Source organism: Pseudomonas sp. BN414 (assembly GCF_029871275.1).
GTDB classification, from domain to species: domain Bacteria; phylum Pseudomonadota; class Gammaproteobacteria; order Pseudomonadales; family Pseudomonadaceae; genus Metapseudomonas; species Metapseudomonas resinovorans_C.
Map to the genome: position 1 here is coordinate 22,400 of NZ_SSOL01000017.1, position 18,696 is coordinate 41,095.

Annotated in this window: 16 protein-coding genes; 9 read left to right on the forward strand and 7 right to left on the reverse strand. The window is 60.1% G+C overall.

Annotation, left to right across the window (positions count from 1 at the left end; all coding sequences use genetic code 11):
* Positions 1 to 23: 23 nt before the first annotated feature.
* Positions 24 to 875: a LysR substrate-binding domain-containing protein gene (locus tag E8E95_RS00430; RefSeq protein WP_280347243.1), complete on the forward strand. Its 852-nt coding sequence runs from the start codon at positions 24 to 26 to the stop codon at positions 873 to 875.
* Between the two features lie 4 nt (positions 876 to 879).
* On the opposite strand, the gene E8E95_RS00435 is transcribed toward E8E95_RS00430, so the two are convergent.
* Complete coding sequence (locus E8E95_RS00435) at positions 880 to 1,632, reverse strand: sulfite exporter TauE/SafE family protein (protein WP_280347245.1); 753 nt, start codon at positions 1,630 to 1,632, stop codon at positions 880 to 882.
* Between the two features lie 100 nt (positions 1,633 to 1,732).
* Between E8E95_RS00435 and E8E95_RS00440 the strand changes: the two genes are divergently transcribed.
* Complete coding sequence (locus tag E8E95_RS00440; protein WP_280347247.1) at positions 1,733 to 2,686, forward strand: LysR family transcriptional regulator; 954 nt, start codon at positions 1,733 to 1,735, stop codon at positions 2,684 to 2,686.
* Here the strand turns inward: E8E95_RS00440 and E8E95_RS00445 are convergent, their stop codons facing one another.
* Positions 2,687 to 3,196 (reverse strand): RDD family protein, encoded by a 510-nt coding sequence (locus tag E8E95_RS00445; RefSeq protein WP_179062770.1) that lies wholly within the window; start codon positions 3,194 to 3,196, stop codon positions 2,687 to 2,689. It lies immediately after the preceding gene.
* Positions 3,197 to 3,334: 138 nt separating this feature from the next.
* Between E8E95_RS00445 and E8E95_RS00450 the strand changes: the two genes are divergently transcribed.
* Both E8E95_RS00450 and E8E95_RS00455 read left to right on the forward strand, forming a co-directional pair.
* Complete coding sequence (locus tag E8E95_RS00450) at positions 3,335 to 3,781, forward strand: MarR family transcriptional regulator (RefSeq protein ID WP_280347251.1); 447 nt, start codon at positions 3,335 to 3,337, stop codon at positions 3,779 to 3,781.
* Positions 3,782 to 3,933: 152 nt separating this feature from the next.
* Positions 3,934 to 4,953 (forward strand): alpha/beta hydrolase, encoded by a 1,020-nt coding sequence (locus tag E8E95_RS00455; protein ID WP_280347253.1) that lies wholly within the window; start codon positions 3,934 to 3,936, stop codon positions 4,951 to 4,953.
* A 60-nt stretch (positions 4,954 to 5,013) separates the two neighbouring features.
* Here the strand turns inward: E8E95_RS00455 and efp are convergent, their stop codons facing one another.
* Positions 5,014 to 5,580 (reverse strand): elongation factor P, encoded by a 567-nt coding sequence (gene efp / locus E8E95_RS00460; protein WP_280347255.1) that lies wholly within the window; start codon positions 5,578 to 5,580, stop codon positions 5,014 to 5,016.
* A 43-nt stretch (positions 5,581 to 5,623) separates the two neighbouring features.
* On the reverse strand, positions 5,624 to 6,751 hold the full coding sequence (gene earP / locus E8E95_RS00465; RefSeq protein ID WP_280347257.1) for an elongation factor P maturation arginine rhamnosyltransferase EarP: 1,128 nt from the start codon (positions 6,749 to 6,751) through the stop codon (positions 5,624 to 5,626).
* A 413-nt stretch (positions 6,752 to 7,164) separates the two neighbouring features.
* On the opposite strand from earP, the gene E8E95_RS30530 reads away from it, so the two are divergent.
* On the forward strand, positions 7,165 to 7,467 hold the full coding sequence (locus tag E8E95_RS30530) for a BPSL0761 family protein (protein ID WP_348532568.1): 303 nt from the start codon (positions 7,165 to 7,167) through the stop codon (positions 7,465 to 7,467).
* Between the two features lie 124 nt (positions 7,468 to 7,591).
* Positions 7,592 to 8,398, forward strand: a complete 807-nt coding sequence (locus tag E8E95_RS00470; RefSeq protein WP_280347259.1) for an inositol monophosphatase family protein — start codon at positions 7,592 to 7,594, stop codon at positions 8,396 to 8,398.
* A gap of 82 nt (positions 8,399 to 8,480) precedes the next feature.
* Here the strand turns inward: E8E95_RS00470 and E8E95_RS00475 are convergent, their stop codons facing one another.
* The 3 genes from E8E95_RS00475 to E8E95_RS00485 all read right to left on the reverse strand — a co-directional run bounded on the left by E8E95_RS00475 (position 8,481) and on the right by E8E95_RS00485 (position 11,095).
* Positions 8,481 to 9,710: a hypothetical protein gene (locus E8E95_RS00475; RefSeq protein WP_280347261.1), complete on the reverse strand. Its 1,230-nt coding sequence runs from the start codon at positions 9,708 to 9,710 to the stop codon at positions 8,481 to 8,483.
* Positions 9,711 to 9,753: 43 nt separating this feature from the next.
* Entirely contained in the window at positions 9,754 to 9,972 is a 219-nt protein-coding gene (locus E8E95_RS00480; RefSeq protein WP_280347263.1) for a GrpB family protein, read from the reverse strand.
* A 244-nt stretch (positions 9,973 to 10,216) separates the two neighbouring features.
* Positions 10,217 to 11,095, reverse strand: a complete 879-nt coding sequence (locus E8E95_RS00485) for a WYL domain-containing protein (protein WP_280347265.1) — start codon at positions 11,093 to 11,095, stop codon at positions 10,217 to 10,219.
* A gap of 146 nt (positions 11,096 to 11,241) precedes the next feature.
* Between E8E95_RS00485 and E8E95_RS00490 the strand changes: the two genes are divergently transcribed.
* From E8E95_RS00490 to E8E95_RS00500, 3 genes are read left to right on the forward strand one after another with little or no spacing between them, the layout of a single operon-like run.
* Positions 11,242 to 12,636, forward strand: a complete 1,395-nt coding sequence (locus E8E95_RS00490; RefSeq protein ID WP_280347267.1) for a hypothetical protein — start codon at positions 11,242 to 11,244, stop codon at positions 12,634 to 12,636.
* Positions 12,633 to 13,421, forward strand: coding sequence for a hypothetical protein (locus E8E95_RS00495; protein ID WP_280347270.1), 789 nt, complete (start codon positions 12,633 to 12,635; stop codon positions 13,419 to 13,421). Before E8E95_RS00490 ends, E8E95_RS00495 begins: the two co-directional genes overlap by 4 nt.
* Before the next feature lie 4 nt (positions 13,422 to 13,425).
* On the forward strand, positions 13,426 to 18,669 hold the full coding sequence (locus tag E8E95_RS00500; RefSeq protein WP_280347272.1) for a hypothetical protein: 5,244 nt from the start codon (positions 13,426 to 13,428) through the stop codon (positions 18,667 to 18,669).
* Positions 18,670 to 18,696: the final 27 nt, after the last annotated feature.

Consider the following 18,696-nt stretch of genomic DNA (forward strand, 5'->3'; position numbering starts at 1 on the left):
CAGTGCATCTCAGGATTTGATGAATGAACTACCCATCCATTGATACCGAATTGCTCCGCACCTTCGTTGCCATTGCGGATTACGGCGGCTTCACCCGTGCAGCCGAGATGGTCAATCGCACCCAATCGGCCGTCAGCATGCAGATGAAGCGGCTGGAGGAAGACGTGCTGCAGCGCGCAGTGTTCGAGCGCGATGGCCGCCAGGTCAGGCTCACCGCTGAAGGGCAGATATTGCTGGGCTATGCGCGGCGCATCCTCAAGCTGCATGGCGAGGTGATGAACACCCTGCGCCAGCCGCACATGGTAGGCACGGTGCGCATCGGCACGCCGGACGACTACGTCATGCGCTTCCTGCCGGGCATCCTCTCGCGCTTCGCCCAGGCCTATCCGCTGGTGCAGGTGGAAGTGCATTGCGAATCCACGTCCCAGTTGCTGCAGCGCCAGGACCTGGACCTGTCCATCGTCACCCGCATGCCGGGGCATGAAATCGGTGAACTGCTGCGCCAGGAGCGCTTCGTCTGGGCCGAAGCCATCGGCTTCAGCCCCCACGAGCAATCGCCCATGCCGCTGGCCATGTTCAACAGTGACTGCTTCTGCCGCGCCTGGGCCTGCAATGCGCTGGACTCCATGGGGCGCGAATACCGCGTCGCCTACACCAGCCCTAGCCTGTCGGCGATCATGGCTGTGGTGACCGCCGGCCTGGCAGTGACCGCGCAACTGCAGAGCCTGATCACGCCGGAGCTGCGCATCCTCGATGAAACCGAAGGGCTGCCCCAGCTACCGCTGTGCAACATCATGCTGCTGCGCAATGAGCGCAATCAGTCGCCCGTGACCGACACCTTGGCCGAGCACATCATCGAAGGTTTCCGGATCTGACGCGTCACTTGACCGCCAGCAACACGGCGCACAGCAGCAGGAAAACGCAGAACAGCGAACGCAAGACGCGCTCCGGCAAGGCGTGCGCCATGCGGACTCCCCAACTGATGCTGAGCAGGCCGCCCACTGCCAGCGGCAGCCCCATCGCCCAGTTCACATGATCGTGCAGACCGTAGGTGGCGAGGGTCACCGCGGTACTCGGCGCCGCCAGCGCCAGGGAAAGGCCCTGGGCCATGACCTGGCTGGTGCCGAAAACGCTGGTCAGCACCGGCGTTGCAATCACCGCCCCGCCAACGCCGAACAGGCCGCCCGCAGCACCTGCGATGCCGCCCAGCACCCCGAGCCATGGCCAAGGGTGGCGCAGTTCTGCGCTGGCCTGGGCCTTGGCCATGAACATCCGCGCGAAGTTGTATGCGGCAAGCGCCAGCAGGAAGACGACGAACGCCAGACGCATGCTTTCCGCGTCGACCCGCACCGCGAACAACGACGCCAGCCAGGCGAAACCGAAGCTGGTGGCCGCCAGCAGCACCGCATAGCGCGGGTCGATGCGGTTGCGCTGGTGATAGCGCCAGAGCGCCAACAGCACATTGGGCACCACCATCACCAGGGCCGTGCCCTGGGCCAGTTGCTGGTCAAGACCGAAGAGCACGCCAAGGGCGGGAATGGCGATCAGCCCGCCGCCAATGCCGAAAAGTCCACCTACGGTGCCGAGCAAGGCACCCAGCGCGATGTTCAGTGCAAAAGCCAAAAAATCCATGTCACCTCCACGTCGATGCAGGGATGCTACCGGCGCCCGGTTGTCGCGGAAACGCACAACGGCGCACAATGGCTTTGCGTACTTCGCATAGGCAAACCTGATGAACCCTGATGCCCTGACTGAGCAACTGGCCCTCTTCCTCGACGTTCTGGAGGCCGGAAGCTTTTCCGCCGCGGCGCGTCGCCACCCGCTCACACCCTCTGCCGTCGCGCGGCGCATCGACGCCCTGGAGCGCGCCCTGGGCAGCAACCTGTTCGTTCGCAACACCCATGCGGTGAAAGCGACGCCCGCTGGCCTGGCCTTTGCCGAACGGGCAAAACGGGTCTTGGCGGAACTGCGCCTGGCCCGCGCCGAAGCGGTGTCCCTGAGCAGCGCACCGGAAGGGTTGATCCGCATCGATGCGCCGAGCCCGTTCGGGCGCCGGCACCTGGCACCGGCCATTGCGGAGTTCCTCACTCACTACCCCGGCCTCGATGTGCAGCTGCGACTGATCGACAGCTTCATCGACATGCACGGCGAAAGCCTCGGTCAGGTGGACCTGGTACTGCGCATCGGCCCGCTGGCGGATACCCGTCTGGTCGCCACGCCGCTGGCGCCACTGGTGCGGATTCTCTGCGCCAGCCCGGACTACCTGCGCCGTCGCGGCATCCCCCGCGATCCGCGCGAGCTGCCCGACCACGATGGCCTCGATTGGGACGCGCTGGCACCGCCCTATGCCTGGCGCTTCGAAGTGGACGGCAAGCTCCAGCACATTCGACCGGGCCGCATGCGCATGACGGCCAACAACGCCGAGACCCTGCTCTTCAGTGCTGTGGCCGGCCACGGAATCGCCCACCTGCCGACCTGGCTGATCAGTGAACACCTGGTACGCGGCGAACTGGTGCCGCTGTTTTGCGAAGACGGCTTGCCACCGCCGGAGCCGAGCGGCATCTATGCGCTGCGCCTGGAAGGGGAAGCCAGCTCGCGGAGCCGGCTGCTGCTGGATTTCCTGAAAAGTCGATTCGGCCCGGTGCCGCCCTGGGACCTCGCCCTGGGCGGCCTCGGTCGCGGCTGATCAACGCGGTAGCTGCACCACCCGCGTGCCCGCCAGCAGGTCATGCAGGCAACGGCGATCGGCACGGAAGATGAACAGGTAATCCACCAGCACCAGCAGCACGCCCACGACCGGGATATAGGCCAGCAGCCACCAGAGCAGGTATCGCTTGAGCAGCAGGTTGCCCAGTTCAGGGACCTGGCCATCGAGGGTGACGATGGCGATCTTCAGCAGCCGCTTGCCGAGCGTCTGGCCGAAGTTCTTGAGGAAATGGCCGTTGACCAGCAGGAACACCGCGATCCCGACCACGAGGCTCAGCAACTGCTGGCCCAGGCTCGGTTCGATGCCCTGCTGGGCGGCGGCGAAGGTGCCCGAGAAATAGGCCACCGGTACGGTCACCAGGCTCATGATCAAGCCATCTATCAGCGCCGCTGCCAGGCGCGTCCAGCGTGAAGCGAGCAGAGGTTCGGCGGCACTGTTGACGGTGAGTTCCGCAGCAGGTGCCTGATAGGGATTTTGCAGGTTGTCCATGACGCAGTCCTTGCAGTGGTTGACCGGGAAATTGTGGCCTACGCGAGAACACCTTGCTGCGCGATGGAAAGAATGAATTTTGCCCACGAAAGGCTTGCGCGCTAAATTGGTCACCATCACTGCCCATGGAGACCGACCATGTCCGATTCCACCTGCAAGGAGCTGCTGCTCGACAACCAGCTCTGCTTCGCCCTCTATTCCACGTCACTGATGATGACCAAGGTCTACAAGCCGCTGCTCCAGGAGCTGGGCCTGACCTACCCGCAGTACCTCGCCATGATGGTGCTCTGGGAAGGCGATGGCATCACGGTCGGTGAAATCAGCAACCGTATGCTCACCGATCCCGGCTCCCTCACCCCCCTCCTCAAGCGCCTGGAAGCCGAAGGTTTCATCACCCGCACGCGCAGCAGCAAGGACGAGCGTGTGGTGGAACTGCGCCTCACCGAACAAGGCCGGGCCCTGCAGGAGAAAGCCAGGAAAGTGCCGGCGTGCATTCTCGCGGCGACCGAACGTACGACGGATGAGCTGACCGTCCTCAAGGAAGATCTCGTGTCACTGCGCAACAGTCTGGGAAAGGCCGTCTGACGGCCTTATACCCATATCTCCACGGCGTTATTCCAAAGTCTTCCAAGATTTATCTTGCGCGCTAAATAAGTCGCGGTTAACTTCTGCCTCACGCATTTACTTAGCGCGCCAACTTTTAGACAGAAAATCAAATCCAGACTGAGGAATACGCCATGAAATCGATCAGCACCGTAGTCGCAGGCAGCCTTCTCGCCCTCTCCGTGAACCACGCGTTCGCCGCTGGCAGCCCGGGCGTCGAACGCAACACTCAGGCCTTCCTCGAAGCCCTGGCCGCCGGCGGTGGCCAGCCCCTGGAAACCCTGGCCCCCAAGGATGCCCGCGCGGTGCTGTCAGGTGCACAGGCCGGCGTGAAACTGGAACTGCCGAAAGCCGATGTCAGCACGAAGACCATCGACGCCGATGGCCAGAAGATCGACCTGACCATCGTCCGCCCGGAAGGCGCCAAGGGTGAACTGCCCGTGTTCATGTTCTTCCACGGCGGCGGCTGGGTACTGGGCGACTACCCGACCCACGAGCGCCTGATCCGCGACCTGGTGGCCAATTCCGGCGCGGTGGCTGTCTACGTCAACTACACGCCCTCCCCCGAGGCCAAATACCCGACTGCCATCAACCAGGCCTATGCCGCCACCAAATGGGTGGCCGAGCACGGCAAGGAGATCGGCGTGGACGGCAAGCGCCTGGCGGTGGCCGGTAACAGTGTCGGCGGCAACATGGCCGCAGTGGTCAGCCTGATGGCCAAGGACAAGGGAACGCCGAAGATCCGCTTCCAGGCCCTGCTTTGGCCGGTGACCGATTCGAACTTCAACAACGCCTCGTACAACCAGTTCGAGAACGGCCACTTCCTCACCCGCAACATGATGAAGTGGTTCTGGGACAGCTACACCACTGACCCGAAACAGCGCGCAGAGATCTACGCCTCGCCGTTGCAGGCTTCGACCGAGCAGCTGAAAGGTCTGCCGCCGGCACTGGTGCAGACCGCCGAGTTCGATGTACTGCGGGATGAAGGTGAGGCCTACGCCCGCAAGTTGGACGCCGCTGGAGTCGAGGTCACCTCGGTGCGTTACAACGGCATGATCCACGACTTCGGCCTGCTCAACGTGCTGGCCAAGGTCCCTGGCACCCGCGCCGCGATGCAACAGGCCGGCGAGGCCATCAAGGAGCACCTGAAGTAGGAACGGCAGAAACGAAAAAGCCCGGCATAAGCCGGGCTTTTTCTTGTCTCGCTAAAGGGCTCAGGCCTTGACGCGGGACTTGTACTCGCCGGTGCGGGTGTCGATCTCGATGGAATCACCGATTTCGCAGAAGGCGGATACTTGCAGCTCGGCACCGTTGTTCAGGCGAGCGGTCTTCATGACCTTGCCGGAGGTGTCGCCGCGAACGGACGGCTCGGTGTAGGCGATCTGGCGAACGATGGTGGTCGGCAGTTCAACCGAGATCACGCGATCGTTGTAGAACACGGCTTCGCAGACGTCGGTCATGCCGTCTTCGATGAAGGTCAGGACGCCTTCCAGGTCGACTTTCTCGATCTCGTACTGGTTGAACTCGGTGTCCATGAACACGTACAGCGGATCGGCGAAGTAGGAGTAGGTCACTTCCTTGCGTTCAAGGATGATCGGCTCCAGCTTGTCGTCGGCCTTGAACACGGTCTCGGTGCCGGCACCGGTCAGCAGGTTCTTCAGCTTCATCTTGACGACAGCACTGTTACGGCCGGACTTGTTGAACTCGGCCTTCTGGATGACCCAGGGAGCGCCATTGATGTTGGCAACTTGGCCGGCGCGGAACTCTTGAGCGGTTTTCATACGAATATCCGATGTGGATGGGTGACAAAAAACTGGCCGCGTATCATAGCGGTTTTGTACAAATCTGCACCAGACCCGTCGCGAGGTCCGTGCGCGCAGCCTGCTGCCGGCACCAATTATCGGCATGCAGACTGACTTCCGGCCACTGCGCCAGCAGCCCATTCCACGCCTCGCCCATGCCCTCGCCCCGGTTCCAGGCCCGCCAGCCCTCGGTCAGCGCAGCCGACGCAGCCGGCGACAGCTCAGCGCAATAGAGGACGAGGAACGCCTCCAGCTTGTCCCAATGGGCGTCCTCCTCCTGCTGATAGATGTGCCAAAGCAGGGGTTTCCCCGCCCATTGGGCACGGACAAAGGAGTCCTCACCGCGCACGGCATTGAAGTCGCAGCACCAGAGGATGCGGTCGTAATCGTCCTGGCTGACGAAAGGCAGGACCTGTATCGCCAGTTTTCCTCGGCTGAAGCGAGCGCCCGCAGTCAGCTTTTCCTCGCCCAGCCATTTGGCGAGATCGGCCAGTACCCGACCGACGGGCACCAGCAGTTGCACCGGCCGATCACCCGCTGCGAGGACGTCCAGCCAACCGGCCAGGGCGGCATTCTCATAGGCGAACAGCGAAATCAGTAGCGCGTCGTCATCCAGCTCCACGCCGAGTTCTTCGAGGAAGGCCCGCCGCGCATCAGGATCGGTCAGGAACGCCTGGCGCCGCTCCAGCAGTCCGGACTCTCGCAGCAACCCGCCGGTGCCTTCGATGAAGCCGGGGAAGTAGAAAGCCTTCTGCAATCCATTGGCCTGGAACGATGGCAGGCCGTGGCAGCCGGCCACCCAGTCCTCGGCACTCAGGTACTCCAGGTTCAACCAGGTGGGCTTTTCCGGCCTCGCGGCCATGGCGTCCAGATAGGCGCCGGGGAGCTGGCAGGCAAAGGCCTCGATCACCACATCCGCCGCCTCGGCCGGCTGCCAGTCCTGGCGCCAGTGGCGGATTTCCACGCCCTGTTGCCACTGGCTATCCGCCTCGGGGTCGGCCTGCGGACAGAGCGGCGCGAAGACGGCGGGCTCATCCACCCAGAGGCGCACCGATTGGCCATGCTCGGCGACCAGTTGGCGAGCCAGCCGCCAGGTCACGCCGATGTCGCCAAAGTTGTCGACGACGTTGCAGAAGATGTCCCACTTCACGGTGCGTGATTTCCCAGGAAAAAACGCAGTTTAACCAAGACCGGGGAGACAAAAACAAAATCGAAGTGATCCACTGAGATTTGGAATTTTTTCACTAAGAACTGGAACGGATGCATCGAAACAGCCTAGTGCCGCTGGCTTCTAGCCAGCGGCACTAGGCTGTTCACGGGCGGCCTTCGCCAGGCGGCCGAGGCCTCCCTATCTTCGGAAACGGAGCAATCGGAAGCAACCGAACGGGTCGTCCCTGTAGAAGCGCTTGGTCGCCTCAAGTAGAAGGCCTCAAAATCCTACGTTAAGATAATAGCTGACCATAACCCCCACGCCTCGGACGGGATCTTTCCCGCACTGCGCACCAGGGGGTTTGTTTTTTTCCTGAAGCAAACAAATCGGTAAGCGGAGGTTGTCGTATGACGATGCCGCATGAGCGAACCCGCGCAGTCATACAGACCCACGAGTTCTTGAAGCAGCTAGAGCGGGACTTGTCGGTCAGCGAAGAAATGCGGGGCATGGCCAACCAGTTGCTGCGGCATTATCCCAGCCGGGGTGAAGTGCTATTGCAGGGATTGCTCGAAGAAAAGCTCCTGGTAAAGTTTCCTACCGCTCCATTCTTTTCTTCGACGTTGACTTACCAGCCCACAGCTCTTCCTCCGAGAGATCGCCTACGGCGCAAGTTGTGCGAAAAATTGGCGGCCATCTTGTTGAGCTGCTCAAAATGATCGCCCGCAGCGCCACACCTCCGGCCACAATGAGGCGCTTTATTGGACGGCCCTAGTGCAAAGCACTGACCCCTCTGATGAAATGTGACTAGCCACCCCTTTGCCCCTGCCCGTCGAGGGAGTTATGGACTATGTGCACCTGCTGGACCAAGTGGTCGAAAAGGTACTGCTAGCGGGGAATTTGCTGGAAGCAGAATGGAACCGCCCTGGTGGCCCTCGCGGTCACGGGGACAAGGCGGAAGTCGACGTCGAGATCGAGCAACAGCTACGTGTAAGCCTGCTCGATTTAGTTGACTGCGATTACTGGGGCGAGGAAACAGGACGCATCCTTACCAGCGCCGAATTTTGTTGGGTGGTGGATCCGAACGACGGAACGAGTGATTTCCTCCAAGGGCGTCGCGGCTCGGCCGTATCGGTTGCTTTAATGCGCAATACAGTTCCGGTGTTAGGAGTGGTCTATGCGCCAGTCACTAGCGATCGTGGGCCCGACTGCATCTCGTGGACTAAGGGACTCGGAGGCATCCTGCGCAACGGCGAATTGCTACCAAGTCGATTGATCCACCTCCATTTGGAGGCGGGCAGCAAAGTTTTTGTGAGCACCGCCGCCGCCAACAAACCCAAACTGAATTCCGAACTTTGTGCACCCGCTGACTTCGTGCCAATGCCGAGCATTGCTTATCGCTTGGCCCGGGTCGCCGCCGGCGATGCAGTGGCTGGCATTTCCCTTGTTCCGGTTTCAGCACATGACATTGCTGCCGGCCATGCCCTGTTGATCGGGGCCAAAGGCGTCCTGCTCGATGAACGGGGCGAACCCATCTGCTATGGGTCCCAGGCGCTCCTTTCCACTTCGGCACATAGGTGTTTCGGTGGTGCACCTCGTGCGTGTCAAGAACTCTTCCGAAGGAAATGGGAGCGCATCTTCACTTCATGATCGTCTCTACGTGTGGGCCGTTCAGACTGCCCCCATGACGATTGCGCTTGACTGGCTTGTATACCTCGCGACCGGGACCCAGTCAGTCCATGCTCGCTCGCGACGCGGGTAGCGCCGCGATGATCTCCGACAAAGCTGCATTCTCCTGCTCGAGATAGCTTCCACCGGCCCAACTAACAGCAAAATGCTGATCGCCGACCTCGATGACGTCGACACAACAGATGAGCCCCAGGAGATCGCGCCCCTTTATCTCAACAACCTCCGAAGGTTCATCGTCGGGCTCCTGCCAGACAGCCAGCCGCTTCTTGGCGTTTTCCTCGGACACATCCAATTCCAAAATGCGAACTGAGCCCCAGTATTTGCCGCTGGCGCCGACAAGATCAGGGATACCGTCCGTGGTCGAAAGGAATGCGCTTCGATTCGCTATGGCGACCACGTCTGGATGGGCTGGCCCCCTACGCAACAGCCACGCCCCATTGGGACCTCGAGCACTGTGGTGGGGGATAAGGGCGAGCTGTCGAATCGCTGGTGACTTGTCGAAGCACCCCACATCTAGCTCGGGCCTACCAAGGCGAATCCGGCTTCCGCCACAATGTAGGGTCGTGACGTCTTTGTATGACCACTCCCCCAACGGCTCATGCCTTCTCATCAACCGCACCAGTGCCGGCAGCAAGTCACGGGACTTCTTGCCCAGCCCCGCAAAGCGACGCTGCTCGGTTTCGTCAACATCTTCCTCAGGGAGGGGACTCAGCATCGCGCTATCGAAAGCGACGAACTCGCTCTCCAGTCGCCCCTCGTTGAGCAACCCTGCCACGGTCAACAACTCATCTTCGTATGTGCGCAGTTGCTCGTCGCGCAGCGGAATACAGTCAGTCTCTCTAGCCGCTCTACCCGCGCTCGGATCAATACAGATCGAGTTGATGGCACCCTTCCAATCGTGGCTGTCCCCTGACCAGATCAGAACTGCATCAGGGAATGCAACGCCAGAAGTATTCTTGTCCGGAGTTCCGGAGTAGTACCGAACCAGGGGAAGAGCGCCAAAGAAGGCCTTGCCAATGCGCGAAGTTAATGGCTCTCCGCCTCCCCGCGAGGAGAGTTCCATCACCACATCAAGATCACCGCACTCGGGCGCGCCACGGGCATAGGAACCAACGACCCACAATGAGGAAATGATGACAAGTGGAGACTGGGTGCCGCCCCAAAAATCCTTGTACTCAACGAGGCGCTCGGAGGCCTCGTCTAGCTTCTTGCACATACTCGTCAGCTTCTTGCTGAACGACGCTCTCGGGTAACGCTTTTCCAATGCGATCATGCTCAATCCCTGAACGCTGAGATGACGACTACTACGATAGTGCTTACTGGTTGAGACGGGAAATCTGAGCTCGTTGCGGAGCGTACTCGTTATCCAACGGTCGTTTGTCGTGCGCCATGACGGACTCAATGAACGACGCCTTACTCGCAAGGTACTCACCGATGCCGCTGGTATAGCTTGCTTCAAGTCGGAGCTTCAACTCCTGATATCGCCGTCGGATCCCAGAATCGCTCCTGAGCAGGTCGCTGAATCTGAGTACCATGTCGATCCGCGCATGACCACTGGCGCACACGTGCAGCTTGTGCTTTAGCCCCCCTCAATATCCCGAGGGTAAATATGGTGTCCCGATGAAAGATCGCTTCCTCGAACGTACACCAACGCGACGATGAAGCGGTCACCACCAGCGTGCACCTCTGATATGCAGAAGCTCCACCCGGGAGGCCGAGCAGACGCTTTTCTTTGTTTTCCATCAAGTGGTAGCGATAGCGAGGCATCAGTTATGCGACTCAGCGAAAGCCCGCGAGGGTGCGAAGACTTGGATCCACTAACTCCACCAGTTGTCGTGGCGGCAAGCGCTCTTCATCCAGACCCAAGTTGACGAGGGCGTACCAGAGCAATGCCCGTCGGCAACTGAACCGCGCGCTTCCGCCGTCCATGCAATAGTCCAGCGCAACCAATTCCGCCTGCTCAACGGTCAGTTTTCGGTGCGGTCGAATTTCCACTTCAATCAGTTGCTGCCAATGCACATCGCTGTCCGGGTCAACTGTCTGCACGCCAGTTTCATCGGCACGCTCGATACGGCCCAGGACAAAATCGCGAAACGCACCACGCTCTCGACAGAAGGCCCGCACATGCCAGCGGAAGCCGTCGGAAACCAAACTATGCGGTTCAATCCAGCGCCATCGTCCCGCCGGCGTCCCCATTGACCGGTAGAACACCCTGAGAGCAAACCCGCGCTGGGCCGCAGCGATGACATTGCGAGCGACCACGGGGTCTGCCGTCCGTCCTGGAACGGCAACCGTTTCAAAGGGAGTTCCCGGGTAAGGCAAACCATCGCCCAGAACGCTGTGCGCCAGCAGTCCCACCAGGGCTGGTGGGCCGAACACAGGAAGAAATCCCCTCCCCGCTCGGTAGGCCTTGCTTCGTCGATCGTACACAGCATTGCGCGGTGCAACGCGTCGATACTCAGCCAAGTCTTCCGAAGCCACCGATCGGTGAATCGCAAAATGGTCCACCAGGTCCGATCGGTTGACCCGGCCGTGCCAGAACAAGCGCGCCTCGATGAACCGAAGACGTTGCTGGCTAAACCAGCTTCCCCGCGATCCTTCAGGAAGCACTACCGGACTCGCTCGATGCCGCAATGGCGTCTTGATGGTAAGCAGCACGGGTTGCTCGACCACGATTCCCCCAGAAGTCGGTCGGTTAACCAACAGAATAGGCCCATCGGGCCCAGGTCTCTTGGGAAAATCTGTGCACGTCGTCTACTGTTAATCCGTCGGTTAAGACGATGCATTTGAGAGGAGCGTCTTCCATGGACGCCATCGATCTGCCTGTGGATGTTTTGGTGACCGCCCTGACGTCGCGGCTGGCCGATTTGCAGTGTGCTCGGGTCGACACCGACTCCACCCACATCACCTCCCCTCAGCCGCAGGAAGGCGCCGATCGCCGAGCACTGGTGGCAGGCCACCTGCTTGGGCATCTTGAAAGTCGCTTGATCGATGGGAGCAGCGAGTTCGTCGCGATCAGTGTCGTCGCCGAACACATGCGCGAAAAACTCCCTGGCCTCGAAGTCGAGGAAGTGAGGTTCTGCACCCGCTTCCTTGATGTCGACCGTGAGATTCGATTTCAGACCGCGGCCAACACGGAGACACGTCAAACACGGGCCTGGTCTCGCCTGGTTCGCTATCACGCCCGACATGACCGGGTGAAGCTCTCGGAGGCCGGCCGGCTTTTCCTCAAGATGCTTCGGCACCGTCGTGATTGGTTATATGAAGACAAGCACGTCGAGATGCTGGTTGGCGCCATACGCGGCAATTTGTTCGATGACGTGCCTAGACTGTGCCAAGAGATTTTGTCGTCCTTGCGGCTCTTCAGTGAACAGCTCACGGCGATCCGAGAAAGCCCTTCGATTCATGCAATGGCCCAGCAATACGTGCAGCGTCGCCAGCATTTCACCGACATGCTCAAGCGCGCTCTGGATGCCTCGCTGAACGCCCTTGATCTACTGCACAGCCAAGCTATTCAGGCCGAGTTGGAGCGGTTCCAACTCTTGAACCCGAATGTGGCGGTTTCGCTGAGCTCCCTGCGCCGCAACCTGCGCATCATCCATCAAGCAACCGAGTCGCTGAACCGGAACTGGGCCGGCCTCCTGGCGGACCTGCAGAAGAGCAGGCGCCAGCGGTTGGGGGTGCTTAGGTTCGACGACATCCTGACTCATTTCCTTGGAGAACCACTTTCGGCTAGTGCCATGGAAGGGCTCCTGGCCGGGTGTTGTGGCTGGGTACCACAAAGCCACGTGGCAAGTGTGACGTCATTCATTGGCTGTGTTGCCCCAATAGGTCCGCCAGTTGAACCGGAACTAGTGGTCTTCGATGACGACCCGCGCACCAGCTCTCCGAATGAGCAATTTTCCTCGTGGCTGAAAAGGCATGCGCCGGTTCTCCTTGTGGCACTGCAACAGGGTCCAATACACCTCGGTGATCTGCTACAGAGCGGGCAGCTTGGCGAGGGGGCATTACGATTCGACAAAGTCGAGGACCTGGCCGCAGTGATGGGGCTGTACGTCGTCACCGACCCCCTCGGAGCCAAGGTTGAACTTGAAGTCACTTGCGGGCCAGACCTGCAACAGCATCACGCGTTTGGCTACCACATCATTGCGTCAGACCTTGCCATTCACCTGCGGAGCGACCGCAAGGAGATCACATGACTCCCGAAGAAATGGGACTCGTGTTCAATCAGTTGGTTGCGCGCCGCACGATTTACAGCTTCGCCGCCAGCGGGCGTCGACGCTCACAGGAAGAGAAGGACGCCGTTGAAATCCTGGAACGGCAATATGGTCGGTCCGGTGACCTTGAGGAGTTTCTTCGAACCCAAGGGTTGCGGCTTCAGACCATCGACGCCTTTGCCCTGGGCTTGGCCAACACTGGCCGCATCTACGTGGCCGTGCGCGACCCCATTGAGCGAGCGCCGGAACACCTGGCTACCAGCGCCCTCTTGCAAGAGCTTATCGATGAGCGGCGCTCAGAGACGGCTGAAAGCTCCGCCATTTGGGCAACCTTCTTCCTCCTGGTCTTGCTGTATTTCCTCTACACCACCGAAGACCGTCCCATTGAGGCAATCAGTGCGTTCAAGGACAGCTCGGTCGACCTGGAGCAATTTCTGGAAGAAGTGCGTCACCGCATTGAGCAACTGCGGGTTCAATCACCACCTGCGGCCGACTCGCCCCAAAGACGGATTCATGATGCGCTGACCAACGTTAGTGATGCAGCCATTGAATCGCGGGTGAAGGCGTTTTTCAGCAGCATGCTGGGGCTCGGTGTGCTGGAGCCCATTCCGGGTATCGAGGGATATCGCCAGACCCTCTGGTCGGCTGTCGATATAGCGACGAACTTCCAACGTCACGCCGGCTCACTGGCAATGGCAGGATTGGACGGAATCACCACGGTGGCCGTACCCGAGGCTGAAGCGACCCCAGATCAGGCGGAGGGCTAGTGCCATGTCGGTCATCAATCGCATTGAGGTCAGCAACTTCCTCAACCTGGAGAATCGGCGCCCATCAGAAGCCGAGTGGAAACCCAACTGGCGGCACGTGGTCATCAACCTACGCGGATTGAGTTGCGCAGTGGTGGCAACCAACGGCCTCGGCAAGTCCACTATCAACAAAGCAATCTATGCCCTCCTCAGCCGGGATCGGAAATGTGTAGCCGACACCCGTGATCGGGCGGCTCCCAAGCGCCGGGGATTGTGGAGTCATGTGCGCCTGGAGGTCCTGTACCAGGATACGACTGATATCCTCCAACCCGGGCTGCTTGGTTCGGAAGTGCGCGGCGAGGCATACGTGTTGGGCCTCTATGGATTCTCAGACGACGAGCTCCGTTTTTACCTTTATCGGGGCCACCTCGAAGATTGTCCCGTCGCCCTCATTGATGGCCATCGCAAACAGATGGTCCCGAACAGTGAGTTCCAAGCCACGCTGAAAGAACGTGCCGGCCTGGCCCAGGGCCTATCGATACCGGACTGGAAACGTCAGGTCCATCGTCATTTCGATCCCAGCCTGATCCACCAACTACTGCTCTACCAGAAGGCAGGCGGTGGCGACGGTGCGGAGAACTTCTTCAAAGTGAAGCGCGACAGCGGCGAAGACTACGACTCGGCGTTCTTCTACGCACATATCGCCCCTGAGGTACTGGTCAATTGCATGGATGTCTACGGCGAGGATGGCGAGTATCGATTCGAAGATACCTTGCTCGCCAGTGCGCGTCCCGTGCTGATGGCTCAGCGCAAGTTCGAAGATCACCTCAAGGCGGTTCAGGCGGCTCAGAAGGTGTTCAATGGGCTGTCGGCGGCAAACGAAAAGGCCGACCGCTACCTGACTACGCAGGCCGACATCAATCGCATCGTCGGGCAAACAATCGCCGAGATCGATTTCCTACGCGACATCGTAGAGCAGCAGCCGCTCCCCGGCATTCCACGGCCAATGCGCGATCAAGGGCAGCACACGACGCTAATCGCAAATCAGATGGTTTGTCAGAGCGGCGAATGGCTGGTGCCCGACCGAGTCATTGCACAGATACTGGGCTGTGAGGCGAAGGAAATTAATCGAGATGCACAGCAGCGCGGTATCAAGTCTACCAAGCTCATACCGGGACAAGTCCTTGAGAAACCTACCCGCCTCGGTGCACTGGAGCGCGCCCAAGGCGGAGGTACCGCTAACAGCGGCTACGCCCTTGAAGCGGCCCTTGCCCTGACCGACAGGCGTACGCGATTTGCCGAACAGTGGAATACTGATGATGCCTCACTTGCCCTTCACTGTGCGTTTGAATGGCATGAGAATGCGGGCGATCCCAATCCTTCCAGAGTGGCCTCTAGGCGACTCGCACGCGAGTTGGAATCGCTGCGGGAAAGAATCCGCAGCAACACCCAACTGCGACAATCCAAACAAAGCGAACACACTGATCTGGTAAACCGCCTGGAGGGTATTGAGGCCGCCGAGTATGTGCTGTCAGCAATGCGGCAAAGCACCTTGTTCACGGATGAGGAGTTGGCGGCACCTGCCGCGACTGGGGCAACTGCGGAGAAACAAGCGGAATGCGCGGAGAACGATTGCCTTCAGCACCGCGTACGCCAAACGGCCCTGAACGAGTTCCGCACAGCCTACCAGCAAGCCTGCGCCGAGTTTCCTGCACTCACGCCAACCGCGGCGCAGCAAGAGTTATCCGACGCTCTCGAGGCGGCTGCCACGGATGAAACCCACGCCCAGAACGAGTTGGTCGCCGCAGAAGAGGCTGCCGCGCAAGCCCAGACAGAAGCACAGGACGCTGACAACGCCGTATTAACGCTGGAGCGTCTGGGCGTTGAAATCGCCTCGCTGGTTCCCAAGGTACGGGACTTTGAGGCGGTCTTCCCCGGCGAGCCGCTCGACGGGCTTCAGAACCAGGTCCAAGCGGAACTGACGCAGGCGCAGGAGCGTCACGCTGCCTTGCAATCCGCGCGGCAGCAATTGGGGTCCAGATGTCGAGAGCTCGAGGACCTGCTGCCCAGCGCCGCCCTTTACCGAGACAAGTTTGGTGAGGCCTCCCCTGGTCAGCTGGAGGCAACAGTGACGCGGGAACTGGCCGAGAAACAGGAAGAGGAACGGCGTCTGAAGCAGGACCTTGCGGCAACATGCGAAGGATTGGCCATACTCAGGTCCCACCAGACGGCACTCAAGACCGTCCATCAGCGCTTCGGCCTCTCGATCAATGTCACCACGCTAGAACGCGAGCTCGCCGATCAAGTTGCCATCCAGACACGCGAGAAAACGCAGGTCGAGGGAACGATCAAGCAGCTCACCCCGTTCTGTGAGGCACTAGATGCGTTTGAGGCCAGATTCGGTCGAGACCGTGACGCGTTGGCCATCGCCGCTGCCCGATCCCTCCGCTTACCCGAGTGTGGACGGGAGCGCGATGAGCTGAGTACGCAACTCAGTGAACTCCGTCAGCAACGTGAAGAGCTTGAGGGCGCCCGCGCGACGGCAGGCAGGCTCGCACGACAAGTGCACACTCAAGTGGGGGCATCACACCCACGGGTCCATGAGGTCATCGACGCACTTCAACTTCCAACTCAACGACGCAGCTTACTGCTTACGCACTTCTCTCATGTTCTGCACCTTCCCGTGCTGGCTGACCTTCAAATGGCCCAGGAAGCTTTGGAAGCGCTTGATCGAGCAGGTATCGAGGCGCCGCTGTTCCTTCGCCCAGAGTTGGAAGGATTCTGTCGCGAAGGTGAGCTGGGCTCGCAGAACCAGTTGGCCTACTCCTTCCTGGTGGGCGTGGTAACACTTCAAGTACAGGCCTTGATCGACCCAGAGAAGTTTCTCGAACTGAAGGCAAGTCTGGCCGCGAAGCTCGAGGCGCTTCTGCCGAAAGTCGATCAGCTCGAGCGCGAGTACAACGACCTCGTGCCTGAATCCGCCACCAGCGAATTAGTGAGACTCGCCTGTGATGCGGTACAGCAGCAAGCACGGTCGGCCCTGTGGGGTGCTCAGGTGCAATTGACCGCCATAGAGGAACAGCTCCGGATACTCAAGGAGCACCGCAGCGACGCAGTGATGTCCTTCATTCGCCAAGCTGTCGCGTTTCTCGAAGCGGGCGGAGTACATGAGCTTGAACGGCAAAGCTGCATCGAAACAGATTTGAGCGCTCAGCTAACCAAAGTGCTTGAGCAGCTACCTAGGCTCGAGGACCGCGCATCCCGCCCAAGCCTTGACCTAATCCAGGCAATGATCCGTTTCCAGGATCGAGGCGGGGAAGAGGGATACGCTGAACTCACACAACAGATGGCGGCCACTGACGAGGCGCTGGCACAGATCGCGGCCGAACTTCCACGTCTCCTGCAGCGCTTCAAGTGCCAGCCGCTCATTCAAGCCGCCGAGGACTTCGAAAAACTTGGCGGCTGGGCGATCGCCAACAGCATCGCCCAAGAGATTGACGCTGCGCGTAGCACCAAACAGCGCAGTGCTATCGCTGCAGGTGAAGCCAAGCAAAGTCAGATTGCCGCCACAGCAGCCAACAGCGAAGCTCGCGAACGTCATCATACGGCACAGCTTCAATCGGCAAACTGGCACCCCGTGCTAGTCAGGGCGACAAGATTCCTCTCGGAAGATGGCCCGCGCTTCGACGCCACGTATGAGCCACGGCTCAAAGAGCTGCTCGCCCAAGAGCAACGCGCCCGAGCACGCACGAAGTTCGATTTCTCGCTCGCGCAACAAGCCGCAGATGCCGAACGCGATCCAAGCGAACGTACTAAGTTGCTCAAACAGCGTGACGTACTTCGCCAGGAGCTCGATCGGCTTGAAAGGACTATCCAGGATGACTCTCAGTTTCTGCATCACGAGCAGCAGCGTGTAGGCCCGCTCAACGCCGCCGCATCGGCCATAGATCACGCCGTGATTGAAATTCTCAAACAGTGGCGCGTGGTGCAAGAACTCAGTCTTGCCCTCCCTCCCGCGTCGATTTCAACAGCGTCGCCCCCAAGCCAGCATCTGCGCGCGGCAATGGCATTGCTCGATGAGCTTCGCGATCGGTCCGATGCCAATGGGTCGGAGGGATTGTCTGAATTGCTCGGGGATCTCGCATCCAACGTCGACGAGTTCCCGCTCAAGTCGAACCAATCTCAGCTCAAAAGCTTGGGCGACACGATGGCGCGTGACTTCAACGACCTCGTCCGCGAACTGGACCGTATTCGCAAGGAGCACGACGGCCAGCTGACCCGTGCGGAAGAAGATGATCTGGTAGCCGGAGGGGATCAATCGGCGGTAGTGATCAAAGTGAAGAAACTACACCGACACTTTGAGCACTACTTGCTTCAAGCCGAGGATCTCCAGAAGCGAAGCGAAACAGACCTGCAGAAGGCGCGCGAACGTCTAGTCGAATCCATCTCCGGTTTTACCGACAGCTTGGAAGACAATTTCAAGCTGCTCAAAACCGCGCTTGGTCGTCGCGACTCCGAGGGTGCAGCCGGACTTAGGATCGCGGGCGAGCTTATCGATCGTCATGCAGTGCGAAACGAAATCGACGCGGTTATCAAGGTGATTGACCTTCAGCAGAGACGCCGCGATGAAGACAAAGCCGCCGGCAAGATTAAGGGTAGTGACGCTGAATTTGAGGAACAGCTGAAGCAGGAAGTCCGTTCGACCTTCTACCGAACCGTATTCCGAGCCCCACCCGACAGCAATGCCTCAGGCCCGACTGTAACCTTCCAGCATCCGGAGATTGCCGGCGGACGGCCAGTTCGGCTCACCCCCAGCCTGTCCACCGGACAAGGCAACGCATTGGCCCTTCTCATCATGACCAAACTGGCGGATTTTGCCCTTCATCGCGACGCCCTGGCCGATGCCGGAAGCCTCGATAGCAGGCGCCGCATCAAGCCATCGGCAACCCGTGTGGTGATGATCGATGGCTTGTTCTCGAACCTGAGTGACAAACGCATGATCCGTCACTCCCTCTCTGTCATTCGAACGCTCAAAGGATCTTTCCAGTTGATCGGCTGGATCCATAACGAACTGTACGAGAACGATCCCAACCTGTTCCCTTCCTATTGTGCGCTTCGCCGTGCCGGCGGCGCTTGGGGCTTCGTGCTCGTTGCAGAAGAGTCAGATGCACACCAGGGCGCGCCCTACGAAGAGGGTGAAGTGAAAGCAGTGGAATTCCATGCTGATCGACTGCTAGGTAACGCCGATGGACAGCGTAAGGAAGGTTGAGGTCGCCCTACTCCGTCTCATGACCGG